This window comes from Paraburkholderia caribensis (assembly GCF_002902945.1).
GTDB classification, from domain to species: domain Bacteria; phylum Pseudomonadota; class Gammaproteobacteria; order Burkholderiales; family Burkholderiaceae; genus Paraburkholderia; species Paraburkholderia caribensis.
The window spans coordinates 3,454,008-3,469,858 of sequence record NZ_CP026101.1 but is presented as its reverse complement, the minus strand read 5'-3'; the positions used below and the strand labels follow the sequence as shown (position 1 = coordinate 3,469,858).

At 62.4% G+C, this 15,851-nt stretch carries 12 protein-coding genes and 1 riboswitch; of the genes, 11 read left to right on the top strand and 1 reads right to left on the bottom strand.

The genetic code is table 11. The annotated features are described in order from the left end of the window. Positions 1-113: 113 nt before the first annotated feature. Together C2L66_RS15475 and C2L66_RS15470 are read left to right on the top strand one after the other, a co-directional pair. Positions 114-1,754, top strand: a complete 1,641-nt coding sequence (locus C2L66_RS15475) for a GMC family oxidoreductase (RefSeq protein WP_060599554.1) — start codon at positions 114-116, stop codon at positions 1,752-1,754. 181 nt (positions 1,755-1,935) lie between these two features. After that, positions 1,936-3,720: an OmpA family protein gene (locus C2L66_RS15470; RefSeq protein ID WP_060599555.1), complete on the top strand. Its 1,785-nt coding sequence runs from the start codon at positions 1,936-1,938 to the stop codon at positions 3,718-3,720. 64 nt (positions 3,721-3,784) lie between these two features. On the opposite strand, the gene C2L66_RS15465 is transcribed toward C2L66_RS15470, so the two are convergent. After that, positions 3,785-4,744, bottom strand: a complete 960-nt coding sequence (locus C2L66_RS15465; protein ID WP_054929232.1) for a LysR family transcriptional regulator — start codon at positions 4,742-4,744, stop codon at positions 3,785-3,787. A 114-nt stretch (positions 4,745-4,858) separates the two neighbouring features. Here C2L66_RS15465 and C2L66_RS15460 point away from each other — a divergent pair, with 114 nt between their 5' ends. The 9 genes from C2L66_RS15460 to C2L66_RS15420 all read left to right on the top strand — a co-directional run bounded on the left by C2L66_RS15460 (position 4,859) and on the right by C2L66_RS15420 (position 15,734). After that, a complete protein-coding gene (locus C2L66_RS15460) occupies positions 4,859-5,350 on the top strand; it encodes a CidA/LrgA family protein (RefSeq protein WP_054929231.1) in 492 nt (163 codons plus the stop codon). A gap of 24 nt (positions 5,351-5,374) precedes the next feature. Then, positions 5,375-6,097: an LrgB family protein gene (locus tag C2L66_RS15455; protein WP_060599556.1), complete on the top strand. Its 723-nt coding sequence runs from the start codon at positions 5,375-5,377 to the stop codon at positions 6,095-6,097. Between the two features lie 91 nt (positions 6,098-6,188). Next, entirely contained in the window at positions 6,189-6,998 is an 810-nt protein-coding gene (locus C2L66_RS15450) for a glycosyltransferase family 2 protein (protein WP_060599557.1), read from the top strand. Between the two features lie 49 nt (positions 6,999-7,047). Continuing rightward, a riboswitch (S-adenosyl-L-homocysteine riboswitch) is annotated at positions 7,048-7,162 on the top strand. Positions 7,163-7,193: 31 nt separating this feature from the next. Further along, complete coding sequence (ahcY, locus tag C2L66_RS15445) at positions 7,194-8,615, top strand: adenosylhomocysteinase (RefSeq protein WP_054929248.1); 1,422 nt, start codon at positions 7,194-7,196, stop codon at positions 8,613-8,615. Between the two features lie 170 nt (positions 8,616-8,785). Further along, positions 8,786-9,139 carry a phage holin family protein gene (locus tag C2L66_RS15440; RefSeq protein WP_035991550.1) on the top strand — a complete coding sequence of 118 codons (354 nt, stop codon included), beginning with the start codon at positions 8,786-8,788 and terminating at the stop codon, positions 9,137-9,139. Positions 9,140-9,156: 17 nt separating this feature from the next. After that, positions 9,157-9,987: a methylenetetrahydrofolate reductase [NAD(P)H] gene (gene metF, locus C2L66_RS15435; RefSeq protein WP_054929228.1), complete on the top strand. Its 831-nt coding sequence runs from the start codon at positions 9,157-9,159 to the stop codon at positions 9,985-9,987. Between the two features lie 233 nt (positions 9,988-10,220). After that, on the top strand, positions 10,221-11,492 hold the full coding sequence (locus C2L66_RS15430) for an IS256 family transposase (RefSeq protein WP_409372571.1): 1,272 nt from the start codon (positions 10,221-10,223) through the stop codon (positions 11,490-11,492). A gap of 781 nt (positions 11,493-12,273) precedes the next feature. Then, positions 12,274-13,917, top strand: coding sequence for an ABC transporter substrate-binding protein (locus C2L66_RS15425; RefSeq protein ID WP_060599559.1), 1,644 nt, complete (start codon positions 12,274-12,276; stop codon positions 13,915-13,917). A gap of 185 nt (positions 13,918-14,102) precedes the next feature. Next, complete coding sequence (locus C2L66_RS15420; RefSeq protein WP_054929225.1) at positions 14,103-15,734, top strand: ABC transporter substrate-binding protein; 1,632 nt, start codon at positions 14,103-14,105, stop codon at positions 15,732-15,734. Positions 15,735-15,851: the final 117 nt, after the last annotated feature.

Here is a 15,851-nt window from a genome sequence, read left to right as displayed (position 1 = left end):
CCGGCGGCGCGCGAACGGCCAGCGCTCCCTACAATGCGCAAGCAAATACACGTAGACAAGTGTGCACGAGACAGATGCCGCCAGCAATTCAGCGCGGTCGACAGGAGGAGCGGATGCAATATGACTACGTCATCGTCGGCGCGGGCTCGGGCGGTTGTGCGCTCGCCGGGCGTCTCGCGGAGCAATGTCCCGATGCGACCATCGCGCTCGTCGAAGCCGGGCCGCACACCGAGCGCAATCTGTTCGTCAACATGCCGCTCGGCGTCGCGGCCGTCGTGCCGTTCCGGCGCAAAACCAACTACGGCTATCTGACGACGCCGCAACCCGGCCTCGGCGGCAGGCGCGGTTATCAGCCGCGCGGACGTGGCTTCGGCGGGTCGAGCGCGATCAATGCGATGGTGTACACGCGCGGCCATCCGCTCGATTACGACGACTGGGCGCGTCTCGGCTGCGACGGCTGGGCATTCGGCGACGTGCTGCCGTATTTCCGCCGCGCCGAGGGCAACGAGCGCGGCGCCGATGCGCTGCATGGCGCGGACGGCCCGCTCAGCGTGTCGAACCTGCGTTTTCAGAATCCGTTCTCACATCGCTTCGTGAACGCTGCCGTCGAAGCAGGCTTCCCGCTCAACGACGACTTCAACGGCCCGCAGCAGGAAGGCGTCGGCTTCTATCAGGTGACGCAGCGCGACGGACAGCGCTGGAGCGTCGCGCGCGCTTATATCTATGGCCGCGCGCGCCCGAACCTGCACACGATCGCCGACGCAGCCGTGTTGCGCGTGGTGTTCGACGGCAAGCGCGCGAAGGGCGTCGAAGTGATGCGCGGCGGACTCACGGAGACGATCGAGGCGCGCGCGGAAGTCGTGCTGTCGGCGGGGACGTTCAATTCGCCGCAACTGCTAATGTGCTCGGGCATCGGTCCCGCCGATCATCTGCGTGCGCTCGGCATTCCCGTGCTGCACGACGCGGCCGAGGTCGGGCGCAATCTCACGGATCACGTCGATTTCACGATCAACAAGCGCGTGTCGTCGGCACAAACGATCGGCTTTTCGCTCCGCGGCTTCGCCAAGATGGTGCCGGGCTTTGTCTCGTATTGGCGCAGCGGGCGCGGCATGCTGACGAGCAACGTTGCGGAAGCGGGCGGTTTTCTGAAAAGCCGGCCGACGCTCGACCGGCCCGATCTGCAACTGCACTTCTGCACGGCGCTCGTCGACGATCACAACCGCCACATGCATTGGGGGCACGGCTATTCGCTGCACGTGTGCGTGCTGCGTCCGTATAGCCGCGGCGCTGTCACGCTGGCGAGCAGCGATGCGCGCGAAGCACCCGTGATCGATCCGGCGTTTCTCAGCGATCCGCGCGATCTCGACCTGCTCGTCGAAGGCGTGCGTCTGTCGCGGCGCATTCTCGACGCGCCGTCGCTCGCGCTGTGCGGCGGTCGCGAGCTTTATACGCGGCATGGCCAGACCGACGCCGAACTGCGCGCGACGATCGCAGCGCATGCCGACACGATCTATCACCCCGTTTCGACGTGCCGGATGGGCGGCGACGAGGGGTCCGTCGTCGATACGCAATTGCGCGTGCGCGGCGTGACGGGTCTGCGCGTGGTCGATGCATCCGTGATGCCGACACTGATCGGCGGCAACACGAATGCGCCGACGGTGATGATTGGCGAGCGAGCCGCCGATTTCATTGCCGCGACGCGCCGTGCTACCCCGCGCCAGGCGCTCGCGGGCGAGCCGGTGCGTGTGACGTGACACGCCGTGATTGCGGCGATGCACGCCGTCGATTGTGACAAAGCGCAAAGAACGCCGTAAGAGAATTCCGATAAAGTTTGGAAATCATTGATCGCTTCAATTCTGAGATTTTCCCGCTCCTATAATCGCGGCCCAACGAAGGGCGCATGGGCGCGCGTTCGAAATTCAGGGAAGCGAATCGATGAGTGTCAATGTGATTCAACTGGTCCGGTCGGCGTTGCCGGACGCCGTGGTTCAACAACTGTCGAACTGTCTCGGATTGCCGCCGGAAGCGACGGCGAAAGTCATGGACGTCACCGCGCCCGCGCTCGTCGCCGGCCTGCTGAACAAGTGCGCAACGCTCGAGGGCGCGCGTACGCTGTTCGCGACGATCCTCGGTCAGAAAGTCAATGCGGACGTCGCCGAACAGCTGCCGCGCCTGTTGTCGAGCACGACGGGTGTCACGCAGCTGTCGTCGACGGGGCGTCAGTTGCTCGAGCATACGTTCGAGCGCCGCATCGACGGGCTGAGCGACACCGTGTCGATGCAAACAGGCGTGCCTGCGCACGCGACGCATGCCGTGTCGGGCATTGCGGGCAGCATTCTGCTGGGCGTGCTCAAGCGCCACATTCTCGAGCATCGGGGCAACATCGGTCAGTTGCCGACCGTGCTCGGCCAGCAGTTGCAGACCATCGCGCCGTTTCTGAACGACGGCCTCACGACCGTACTGGGCCTGGGCGGCGCGGCTGCCTTCGCGCAGACGATCGGCTCGCAGGTGCGCGCCGTCTCATCGCATTTCGAACATCCCGCCACAGCGCCAGCGCCGACGGCCGCGCACGGTCCCGTCGAACCCGCGTCGTCCACCACGGCGACCTCCGTTGTGCCGTCCGCGCGCGAAGTGCGCCATGTCGGCCCGAAGGCGAAGCACTGGTTCGGCATCGCCGCCTTGTCCGCGCTGATCGGCGCGATCGTTGCGATGCTCATGTGGATGGCACTGGCCTTGTGTCCGGCGGCGACCAGTTTGCTCGGTTACCGTGCCGCCGCGGCGACGGTCGAGGCGCCGGCTGTTCCGAAGCAAGCGGATGTGCGGCCCGCTGCGCAAGCGCCGCAGGACGATGCGGCAAGCGCCGCCGGTAAGATCGAAGCCCAGGCGGCACCCGCCGTCGCGAAGGACTCGCAACTGATCGTGGCCGTCGACGCGAAGGGCAAGCCGACGCTTACCGCGACGGTTGAGAATGTCGCTGAGAAAGCGGCGCTGCTGAACGCGCTGACAAAGAAATTCGGTGCTGGCAACTTCAACGCCGACATCACCGTCGACGAAAACCGTAAGCCTGCCGACTGGCTCGCGCAGATCGACGCGCTGATGCCGCTACTGTCTACGCCCGGCGCGGAAGTGAAGATCGACGGCACGCATGTCGAACTGAGCGGCGCGGCCGCCGACCCGAAATCGGGCTGGCTCGACCGGCTGAAATCGCTGTTCGGCGCGCCGTACCAGGTGAGCGCATTCGACGCAGCGCAAGCCGTTGCGAGCGCCGCGCAATCGTTCAGGAACGCGGCGAAGTCGCTGGGCGCCTCGTGCGCGAGCGCGGATGTCGTCAAGACGCTGAACCTGCAGGTCGTCAATTTCGCCTCGCGCGATGCGCACGTGCCGCAGTCCGCACTCGACGATCTGAACCAGTCCGCGCAACTCCTCAAGTCGTGCTCGGCGAGCGGCCACGCGTTGAAGCTCGAAGTGGCGGGCTTCTCGGATAACGTCGGCAGCGAATCGGCGAATCTGGAACTGTCGAAGGAACGCGCGGACGCCGTGCGCGCCTTCCTCGTCAAGGCTGGCGTGTCCGCCGATGCGCTCGTCGCGCATGGCTACGGCAACGTCCGTCCTGTGGCGAGCAACGCGACGGAAAGCGGACGCTTCGCGAATCGCCGGATCGAATTCAGCGAGACGCAAGCTCAGACGACGCAGGATCAGGCGCAGACTCCGGCGAAGTAAGCTTCGCCAGACAGGATCTAGATGCGGCACACGAAGCCGCCCGGTGCAAACCGGGCGGCTTTTTTCATTTCGGCGGCGGTTTCGCGCGATCCGGCGCCGGCGCTGGCGCGTCGAAGGTCAGCGGGTGCGTGAAGTTGTCGGTGGTCAGTCCCGGCAGCGTTTCGCGCGCCACCTCCAGCCATGCGCGCGCCGCATGCGACAGATAACCGTTGCGCCGCCAGCCAATCGCCATTTCCCACGGAATCTCCGGCGCGACGACGGGACGGCAGGTGAATTGCGCCGCGTCGAGCCGCCGGCAATACGGCGCGGGCAGAAGCGCAATGCCGACGCCCGCCAGCACCAGCGCCGCCATGAAATCCCAATGCCCGCTGCGTCCGACGATGGTCGGCGCGAAACCGGCCGTGCGGCACGCCGTCAGCACCACGTCGTTGAGCGCGAGGCTTTCGCCGTAGAAGACGAACGGCTCGCTGGCGAGATCGGCGAGCGGCACTTCCTTCAACTCGTCCCAGCGCGAGCCCTGGCGCGCGACCAGCCAAAGCACCTGGCGGCTCATCGGCAGCACGTCGATCATGTCGTCGACGGGTTGCAGCACGCCGCCCAGTTCCAGTTCGCCGGAAATCAGCGCGGCTTCGATGGCCTTCGAGCCCTGTTCGAAAAGCTTCAGCTCGATCTTCGGATGGCGCTGGCGGAACGCGGCGATGGCGGGCGTGAACAGCGACCCGCCCATCGGCGGAATGCCGATGGTCAGCTCGCCGCGCCCGAGTTTGTCGAGATCTTGCAGTTCGGCCTGCAACTGCGCGTAGGCGGCGAGCACGTCCTGGCCGCGCTGATAGACGATGCGTCCGGCATCCGTGAGCACCATTTGCCGGCCGTCGCGCAGCAGCAGCGGGGAGCCGGTTTCGTCCTCCAGCGCCTTCACCATCTTGCTGATGGTCGGCTGCGTGACGAACATCTGCTCGGCTGCCACGGTGAAGCTCTGTTGCCGCACCACTTCAACGAAATAGCGGAGTGCGCGCAGTTCCATATTCGTAGCCCTCGGAATTCCAATTTGGAATGAAGCGGATAATTCTAAGTCATTATATTTATGTTGCACTGCACCCTATACTGAATCTCATCCAAAAGTCACCTAGGGTTTGCCATGATCTCGCCGCTGATCGCTCGTCTTGCCGCTTCAGTCCGCCTCGATGCGACGTCGCCCGTCGCGAAGATCGGCCGGATCGTCGTGCAGAGCGCCGGGATCGCTGGCGTCTGGTTCGTCGCCGACTGCGTCGTGCGCCGTTTCGGCTTGCCGGTGCCGGGCGGCGTCGTGGGCCTCGTCGCGTTGCTCGCGCTGCTGTTCTGCGGCGGCGTCGCGCCGCGCTGGGTGAAGGCGGGCGCCGACTGGCTGCTGTCGGACATGCTGCTGTTCTTCATTCCCGCTGCCGTTGCGGCAGTTCAGTACGGCGGCCTGTTCCGCGAGGACGGCTGGCGTCTTGCGCTGGTCGTGGTCGCGGGCACGCTGATGGTGATGGTGGCTGTCGCATTCGCCGTCGAACAGGCCGCGCGGCTCGAACGCCGTCTTGCGCTGCGCCGCGCGATGGTTCAGCGCTCGCCCGGCGAACGTCGTCCTGTCAGCCGCAACTTCCTCTAATCCACGTCCCGGACCGTTCCGCCGATGAGCGCCCTCTACACGTCTCTTTTCGCCGACGACGCCTCCCGGCTCATTGCCGCTGGCTGTTTCGTGCTGACGGTGGCGCTCTATTTCGCGTCGAAGGCGCTGTATGCGCGCTTCAAGTCGCCGTGGCTGACGCCGCTTCTCGCCGTGCCCGCCGTGCTGGCTGCGATTGTCGTGATCGCGCGGATTCCGTACGCCGTCTATTTTCAGGACACGCGCTGGCTGATGTGGCTGCTCGGCCCGGCCACGGTCGCCTTCGCGGTGCCCATCTACGAATACCGCGATCTGCTGCGGCGGCACTGGATTTCGCTCACCGTTGGCGTGACGGTCGGCATCGTCGTTGCCGTGGGCGGCTCGCTCGCGCTGTCGAAGCTGCTGCATCTGTCGCCAGAACTGCAGCGCAGCCTGATGACGCGCTCGGTATCGACGCCTTTCGCGCTCGCCGTCTCCGACAAGATTCACGCGCCGAAGGACCTGACCGCGCTGTTCGTGATCGCGACGGGCGTCTGTGGGATGCTGTTCGGTGAACTCGTGCTCGCGCTCGTGCCACTGCGCACACGGCTTGCACGCGGCGCGCTGTTCGGCGCGGCGGCGCACGGCGTCGGGACCGCGAAGGCGCGCGAGCTGGGCAGCGAAGAGGGCGTCGTCGCGAGTCTGACGATGATGATCGCCGGCGTCGTGATGGTGCTGCTCGCGCCGCTGTTAGGGATGCTTCCCCTTTGACGTAGCCGGGAACGGCAGCTAATTTGGGATGGTCGGCGGCGCGCTCGCTTTATGATGTCGGCGTCGTTGATTCGAGAGACCGGTCCAGGCGATGCTTCCCATTTCCGTCATCATTCCCTGCTACAACGCTGAGCAGACGCTCGCACGCACGCTCGACAGTTGCATCGCCCAGCCCGAGGCCGCGCAGATTCTGGTGATCGACGACGGCTCGCGTGACGCTTCGCCCGACATCGCTGCGCAATATGCGCAGCAATACCCGCAGATCGAACTGCTGCGCATGCCGCAAAACGGCGGTGCGGCGCGCGCGCGAAATTGGGGCGCGATGTACGCGTTACACCCGCTGCTGGCTTTCATCGACGCCGACGACGAATACATGCCGCACGCGCTCGCCGCTGCCGCAGCCTTCCTGCAGGGTCATCCGGGGCAGCCCTCGATCCGCCTCGACGTCGAGTTTTGCGGCTTTCCCGCCGACATCACAGGCCATCCGCAGTTCCACAATCACGCCGCAACGCTGAGCAACACGGTGCCGAGCAGCCTCGTGATCAGGCGCTCCGTCTATGCCGCGTTCGGCGGCTTTCCGCTCGACGACGTGTTCCGGCGTCATGGCGGCGAGGACGGTGCGTTTTCGCTGGCGCTGCTGAATATCTTCGGCAATCCGCGGCTCGACGACAGCAAGCGCGTGCGCATGCACTATCACCCGAACATCCATGCGGAGCGCTATTTCCGCATTTCGATGGGCATGCTGGAAGCGACGGACGAACTCGTCAACTCGACGCGCGAAGCATCCTGGCAGTTCGTGCGCCGCGCGTTTGCAGCGATAAACGAATTGCGTGGCCTCGAGCTCGCGCCGCATCTGAGCGCGCAACCAGGCGCGGATTCAGCGCCGGATCAATCGGCATAAGCTGAATCGTCATACCGCAAGCCATCTCGTTTTGCTACAATCGCCGTTCGTCTTCGAGGAGCGTTGCGACGGGTTCGGCCCGCCAGGCTCGAAGACTTTCAATCGGAAGGATTGGACGCGCGCCGCGCCAACAAACCAACCGCATCGAACGGCGCTCACGTCAAATTTCTAGTCATTTTTAGAAAGGAGGGCGTGATGAACGCCGCAGTCTACGATTCCAAAGATTCCAAAGATTTCGTTGTTGCCGACCTGTCGCTGGCCGACTGGGGCCGCAAGGAACTCACCATCGCCGAGACCGAAATGCCCGGTCTCATGCAAACCCGCGAAGAGTACAAGACGCAGCAGCCGCTGAAGGGTGCGCGCATTGCGGGCTCGCTGCACATGACCATTCAGACGGGCGTGCTGATCGAGACGCTGACCGCGCTGGGCGCTGACGTCCGCTGGGCATCGTGCAACATCTTCTCGACGCAGGATCACGCTGCCGCCGCCATCGCGAAGGCCGGTACGCCCGTGTTCGCGTTCAAGGGCGAATCGCTCGACGAATACTGGGAGTTCTCGCACCGCATCTTCGAATGGCCGAACGGCGAGTTCGCCAACATGATTCTCGACGACGGCGGCGACGCAACGCTGCTGCTGATCCTCGGCTCGAAGGCCGAGAAGGATCGCTCGGTGATCGCGAAGCCGACCAACGAGGAAGAAGTCGCGCTGTACAAGTCGATTGCTGCGCATCTCGACATCGATCCGACGTGGTACTCGAAGCGCCTCGCGCACATCAAGGGCGTCACGGAAGAAACGACCACGGGCGTGCACCGCCTGTATCAGATGGAGAAGGAAGGCCGTCTGCCGTTCCCCGCGATCAACGTGAACGACTCGGTCACGAAGTCGAAGTTCGACAACCTGTATGGCTGCCGCGAGTCGCTCGTCGACGGCATCAAGCGTGCGACCGACGTGATGATCGCTGGCAAGATCGCGGTTGTCGCGGGTTACGGCGACGTGGGCAAGGGTTGCGCGCAATCGCTGCGCGGTCTGGGCGCCACGGTGTGGGTCACGGAAATCGATCCGATCTGCGCGCTGCAAGCGGCGATGGAAGGCTACCGCGTCGTGACGATGGAATACGCGGCTGACAAGGCCGACATCTTCGTGACGGCAACGGGCAACTACCACGTGATCAACCACGATCACATGAAGGCGATGCGCAACAACGCGATCGTCTGCAACATCGGCCACTTCGACTCGGAAATCGACGTTGCGTCGACGCGCCAGTACCAGTGGGAAAACATCAAGCCGCAAGTCGACCACATCATTTTCCCGGACGGCAAGCGCGTGATCCTGCTGGCTGAAGGCCGCCTCGTGAACCTGGGTTGCGCGACGGGCCACCCGTCGTTCGTGATGTCGAACTCGTTCACGAACCAGACGCTCGCGCAGATCGAACTGTTCGTCGACGGCGCCAAGTACGAGAACAAGGTTTACGTGCTGCCGAAGCAACTCGACGAAAAGGTCGCGCGCCTGCACCTGGCGCGCATCGGCGCGAACCTGACGGAACTGTCGGCGGAGCAGGCTGGCTACATCGGCGTCGACAAGAACGGTCCGTTCAAGCCGAACCACTACCGTTATTAAGCCGCAAACCAAACTGCAAAAGGCGGCATGACAGATGCAGCGGCGTGCTTCGGCACGCAGTTGCATCGGATGAAGCACAGGCCCATGCGAAGCATTGCATGGGCTGATGCTTCTCGCGTGCCTTCGAGTTCAATCCGGACTTCACGCTCACAGACGACCAGGAGCTGTTCATGACTGTATTGCTGACCTGGGTGATCAATGCGCTCGCGCTGCTGATCATCACCTACCTCGTGCCGTCGATCCACATTCGCAGTTTCGGCACTGCGCTGATCGTCGCGCTCGTGCTGGGGCTCATCAATGCCGTCTTGCGGCCGGTGCTGATCCTGCTGACGTTGCCCGTCACGATCCTGACGCTTGGGCTCTTCATTCTGGTGGTGAATGCGCTGTGCTTCTGGTTGTGCGCGTCGCTGCTGAAGGGCTTCGAGGTGTCGGGATTCTGGTCGGCGTTCTTCGGCTCGATCCTGTACAGCATCGTTTCGTGGCTGCTGTCCGCGCTCATCTTCGGCAACCGCGGCCTGGGCTGACGGGTGCCAACAGAACCATGAACCCCATCGAACTTTCATTCGAATTCTTCCCGCCGAAAACACAGGAAGGGCTCGACAAGCTGCGTGCGACGCGCGCGGAACTGTTGCCGCTCAAGCCCAAGTTCGTGTCCGTCACGTTCGGCGCGGGCGGTTCGACCCAGCAGGGTACGCTCGACACGGTGCTCGACATGGCGAAGGACGGACTCGAAGCCGCGCCGCACCTGTCGTGCATCGGCTCGTCGAGGGAAAGCCTGCGAGCGATTCTCAACGAGTATCGCTCGCATGGCATCCGTCATATCGTCGCGTTGCGTGGCGATTTGCCGTCGGGCATGGGTGCGGTCGGAGAACTGCGCTACGCGTCGGAACTGGTGAGTTTCATTCGTGCCGAATTCGGCGACTGGTTTCGGATCGAAGTCGCGGGATATCCCGAGTATCACCCGCAGTCGCGTTCGCCGAAGCACGATCTCGAGAACTTTGCGCGTAAGGTGAAGGCGGGTGCCAATTCAGCGATCACGCAATATTTCTTTAATGCTGATGCGTATTTCCGCTTCGTCGACGATGCGCGTAAGCTCGGCGTCGATGTGCCGATCGTGCCTGGGATCATGCCTATTACGAACTTTTCGCAGTTGATGCGGTTCTCCGAAATGTGCGGCGCTGAAGTGCCGAGATGGGTCGCGCGGCGGCTCGAAAGCTTCGGTGATGATCGCGAGTCGATTCGCGCGTTCGGGCTGGATGTGGTGGCTGATCTTTGTCGTCGTCTTGTTGAGGCGAAGGTGCCGGGGTTGCATTTTTATACGCTTAATGGCGCGGGTGCGACGAAGGCTATTTGTGAGCGGTTGGGAGGCTGAAGTTTAGGTTTGGTTTTGGTTCGGTTTTGGTTCGGTTTTGGTTTTGCTTTCGCTGGCATCCGCGAATTGTTAGCTCGCTTCAAGCGTCGCCCCTGTGCGGGGCGGCACCTACTTTTCTTTGCCGCCGCAAAGAAAAGTAGGCAAAAGAAAGCGGCTCACACCGCCAGCGCTAATTCTGGACCTATCCGTCATTTTGTGGGCGAGGCATATCATGAGAGGTAAAAGTCATGGATATGCCAATGAAGAAGAAACGCACGGTGGCGTCTCAGGCAGCGGCCCGAGGGCCGCTGCCTGAACTGCCCAAAGCGCTGCTGGACGAGCTGGTCAAGGGGCCGATGACGCCGACCGAGGTGCAGGATCTGATGCTGGCGTTTAACAAGGCGATTATCGAACGCGCGATGGGTGCGGAGATGAATCTGCATCTGGGGTATCCACCGGGCGAATCCAAACCCGCTGGCCAGGCCAACGAGCGCAACGGCGCCAGCCGCAAGACGGTCATCACCGATCGTGGCGTCGTCCGGGTCGAGTTGCCGCGCGACCGCGACGGCAGCTTCGAGCCGATCCTGATCCCCAAACACGAGCGCCGCTTCACCGGCTTTGACGAGCGCATCATCGCGATGTACGCGCGTGGCATGAGCGTGCGCGAGATCCAGGCCTTTCTGGCCGAGAGCTACGGCACCGAGGTGTCGCCCGATTTCATCAGTTCGGTCACCGACGAGGTGATGGCCGAAACGCTGGCCTGGCAGAACCGTCCGCTCGAGACGATGTATCCGGTGGTCTTCTTCGACGCGTTGCGGGTCAAGATCCGCGATGACGGTGTGGTCAGCAACAAGGCGGTGTATCTGGCTCTGGGCATTCAGGCGGACGGCCAGCGCGATGTGCTGGGCCTGTGGATTGAGCAGACCGAGGGCGCGAAGTTCTGGCTCAAGGTGTTCAACGAACTCAAGAACCGCGGCTGCCAGGACATCCTGATTGCGGTCGTTGACGGCCTGAAGGGGCTGACCGACGCGATCGGCGCAGCTTACCCGAAGACGGCGGTGCAGACCTGCATCGTGCATCTGATCCGCAACAGCCTGGAATACGCTGGCTGGAAGGACCGCAAGGCTGTCGCCCAGGCGCTGCGTCCGATCTACGCAGCTGCCAGCGAAGAGGCAGCGAAGCAGGCTCTGCAGGCCTTTGCTGATGGGCCATGGGGCGCGAAATACCCGACTATCGTGCAGTCCTGGCAGCGCGCCTGGGAGCACGTCACGCCGTTCTTCGTGTTTCCACCCGAGATCCGGCGGGTCGTGTACACCACGAACGCCATTGAGAGTCTGAACATGCAGTTGCGCAAGATCATCAAGACCCGCGGTCACTTCCCCAATGACGAGGCTGCAATCAAGCTACTCTGGCTGGCATTGCGCAACGTCCTGGCCAAAAACGTGCGCTCAGCCTTCGACTGGAAGTCAGCCATGAACCAGTTTGCTATTCTGTTTGGCGATCGATTTACGCAGGCGCGCGGCTAACGATTCCTTTAACCGCCTCGCCCACAAAAATGCGGACAGGCTCCTAATTCTTGCCTGAGGGCCCCCAAAGGTTCTTACGCTTCACACGGCAATCACGTGACCCACGTTCGTTGCCAACGCTCTGAATGAGCGCCTCACCCGCTTCACGCCCCCGCTTTTCAGCACGCCGCGCCAGACAGTCTACCGCCGCCCAGGTGGCAAACTGTGTGTCGGCTTTCGCGCCATACGCGCACCACTCCAGACCGATAGCGCATGCGTCCCACTCTGTAAGAGCGCCAAGCCATACGACGCGACAACCTACACACAGTTTGCCACCTGGGCGGCACGTACCATTCGCTGCCGCTGGCTCATGTATGGGTGTTTGAAGTGGGTGAGGCGCCAGTTCGATGCGTTGGCAACGCACACGAACAAGGGCGTCGCCGTGTGAAGTGTGGGGACGTTGGGGGCCCGTGGGCAAACGTCAAGAATTGGCGGTGTGAGCCGCTTTCTTTTGCCTACTTTTCTTTGCGGCGGCAAAGAAAAGTAGGTGCCGCCCCGCACAGGGGCGACGCATGAAGCGAGCTAACGTAGAGCGGATGCCGGCGGAAAGGCAAACTGGGGATGCCAACGAAGGCAAAACCAAAACCCAAACCAAACCCAAACCAAACCCAACCCAAACCAAACCCAAACCAAACCCAAACCAAACCCAAACCCAAACCCGGAGTGAAAACCCATATTGAACCTGAATATTGGCTGACTATGATCCAAAGGCACTGCCCCCAGTTGCCTCGCGGAGAACGCCATGCAAATGTCATCGACGCTGTCTGCCGTCCGCAGGTCTTTCCTGCCGATCCTATCCGCAATCGCCGCAACCACCGCCTGCATTGCACCTGAACTGTGCGCGGCAGCCCCGCTCCCCGACAAAACGGTCGTCTTCTGCTCCGAAGGCAGTCCCGCCGGATTCGACACCGCGCAATACACGACCAGCGTCGAATTCAGCGCCGGCTCATACACCGTCTACAACCGGCTAGTCGAGTTCGGCCACGGCAGCACCGACATCGAGCCAGGCCTCGCCGAAAAGTGGGAGGTCTCCAGCGACGGCCTGCAATACACCTTTCACCTGCGCAAAGGCGTGAAATTCCAGACGACGTCGTTCTTCAAGCCCACACGTGACTTCAACGCCGACGACGTCGTGTTCACGTATACGCGCATGCTCGATCCCGAACAGCCGTTCCGCAAGGCATACAACGTGCCCTTCCCGTACTTCAGCGATCTCGGTCTCGCGAAGAACATCACCAAGGTCGAGGCGCTCGACCCATACACCGTCCGCTTCACGCTGAAAGAAGTCGACGCCCCGTTCCTGCAGCAGATCGCCATGCCGTTCGCATCGATCCTGTCGGCGGAGTACGCGGATCAGCTGTTGAAGGCAGGCAAGGCCTCCGACATCAACCTGTTCCCGGTCGGCACAGGACCGTTCATTTTCCGCAGCTATACAAAGGACGATTCGATCCGCTTCGACGGTAACCCGAACTACTGGAAACCCGGCGTCGTGAAGGTGAGCAAGCTGATCTTCGCGATCACCGTCGACCCATCCGTGCGTCTGCAAAAACTCAAACGCAACGAATGCCAGGTGATGAGCTATCCGAAGCCCGCCGACATCGCGCAGATTCAGGCGGATCCGTCGATCGCGCTGCCGCATCAGGTGGGCTTCAATCTGGGCTTCATCGCGTACAACACGACGAAAAAGCCGCTCGACAACGTGCTCGTGCGCCGTGCGCTCGATATGGCCGTCAACAAGAAGGCAATCATCGATTCGGTCTATCAGGGCGCGGGCCAGGCGGCGACCAATCCGATGCCGCCCACCCAATGGGGCTACGACAAGAGCCTGAAAGACGCACCGTACGACGTCGACAAGGCTAAAGGCCTGCTCAAGCAGGCGGGCTACCCGGATGGCTTCGATCTGACACTGTGGGCAATGCCCGTTTCGCGTCCGTACAACCCGAACGCGCGCCTGATGGCCGAAATGCTGCAGGCAGATTGGGCGAAGATCGGCGTGAAGACGAAAATCGTCACCTACGAGTGGGGTGAGTACATCCGCCGCGGGCACAGCGGCGAGCACGAGGCGATGCTGATCGGCTGGACGGGCGACTACGGCGACCCGGATAACTGGCTCGGCGTGCTGCTCGGCTGCGACGCGGTGAACGGCAGCAATTTCTCCAAATGGTGCTACAAGCCGTTCGACGACCTCATCAAGGCCGCCCGCAGCACCACCGATACGGCCACGCGCACCAAGGACTACACCGAGGCCCAACAGATCTTCAAGGATCAGGTGCCGTTCACGCCAATTGCGCATTCGACCGTGTACCAGCCGCTATCGAAGGCGGTCACGGGCTTCAAGATCGACCCGTTCGGCCCGACCCAGTTCTGGAACGTCGGTCTCAAGTAGACAATTCACAGCTTCTCACCCCAATTTCACTGAAATCCGACGTGGTTGCCGCGCCAGGCGCGGCAACCCGGTTGAAAGCTGTTTCCTATCGTCAACAAAGTTAATTTCCTCCAATTGCGGCCCCTGGCAAAGCTCAGTAATATCGCGCTACGCTGGTTTTTGCCGGCGCCGATCCTGGAGGAAACATGAAGCAAAACAAACTGTTGCGCGCGGCACGGCTCACGATGCTTGTCGCGACGGCAGCGGCATCGATGGCGGGGACCCAACTGGCGAACGCCGCCGATATCCCGAACAAAACTCTCGTCTACTGCTCGGAAGGCAGCCCGGCGGGTTTTGATCCGGCGCAGTACACCACGGGCGTGGATTTCACGGCCAATACGTTCACCGTTTATAACCGCCTCGTCGAATTCGAACGCGGCGGCACGAAGGTCGAGCCGGGTCTCGCGGAAAAGTGGGATGTCTCGCCGGACGGCAAGACGTACACGTTCCATCTGCGCCACGGCGTCAAGTTCCACACCACGTCGTGGTTCAAGCCGACCCGCGAATTCAACGCGGACGACGTCGTGTTCACGTTCGAGCGCATGCTGGACACGAACCAGCCGTTCCGCAAGGCCTACCCGGTGCAGTTCCCGTACTTCACCGACATGGGCCTCGACAAGCTGATCGACAAGGTCGAAAAGGTCGACCCGTACACGGTCAAGTTCACGCTCAAGGAAGTCAACGCGCCGTTCATCCAGAATCTGGCAATGGAATACGCGTCGGTCCTCTCGGCTGAATATGCGGATTCGCTGCTGAAGTCCGGCAACGCCGCCGACATCAACCAGAAGCCGGTCGGCACGGGCCCGTTCATTTTCCGTAGCTACACGAAGGACGCGACGATCCGTTTCGACGGCAATCCGGACTACTGGAAGCCGAATACGGTCAAGATCTCGAAGCTGATCTTCTCGATCACGCCTGATGCGGGCGTGCGCGTGCAGAAGTTGAAGCGCGACGAATGCCAGGTGATGAGCTATCCGCGTCCCGCCGACATCGCACCGCTGAAGGCCGATTCGAACATCGACATGCCGTCGCAACCGGGCTTCAACCTGGGCTACCTGTCGTACAACGTTTCGCACAAGCCCGTCGACAAGCTCGAAGTGCGTCAGGCGCTCGACATGGCGATCAACAAGAAGGCGATCATCGATTCCGTGTATCAAGGCGCAGGCCAGGCCGCGACGAACCCGATGCCGCCTACGCAATGGTCGTACGACAAGAGCCTGAAGCTGCCGGCATACGATACGGAAAAGGCCAAGGCGCTGCTCGCCAAGGCTGGCTTCCCGAACGGTTTCGACATCACGCTGTGGGCCATGCCCGTGCAGCGCGCATACAACCCGAACGGCAAGCTGATGGCGGAAATGATCCAGGCCGACTGGGCCAAGATCGGCGTGAAGGCGAAGATCGTCACGTACGAATGGGGTGAGTACATCAAGCGCGCGCACGCGGGCGAAGACGACACGATGCTGATCGGCTGGACGGGCGACAATGGCGACCCGGACAACTGGCTCGGTACGCTGCTCGGCTGCGACGCGGTCAACGGCAACAACTTCTCGAAGTGGTGCTACAAGCCGTTCGACGACCTGGTCAAGAAGGGCCGTGAAACGACGGCTCAGGCAGATCGCACGAAGGCGTATGTGCAGGCGCAGCAGATCTTCGCGCAGCAACTGCCGTTCTCGCCGATCGCTCACTCGACGGTGTATCAGCCGGTCAGCAAGAAGGTTGTCGACATGCGCATCGAGCCGCTCGGCTATGCGCGCTTCGACGGCGTCAGCATGAAGTAAATCACGTGATGCGGCGGGCTTCGTTGCCTGCTGCATCCCTTACGCAGTACGCTTTTCGTTCGGTTAGAAGACTGGTCGAAATGGTCCGGCGACCGGGGTCACGAGCCCTCGTCGCCG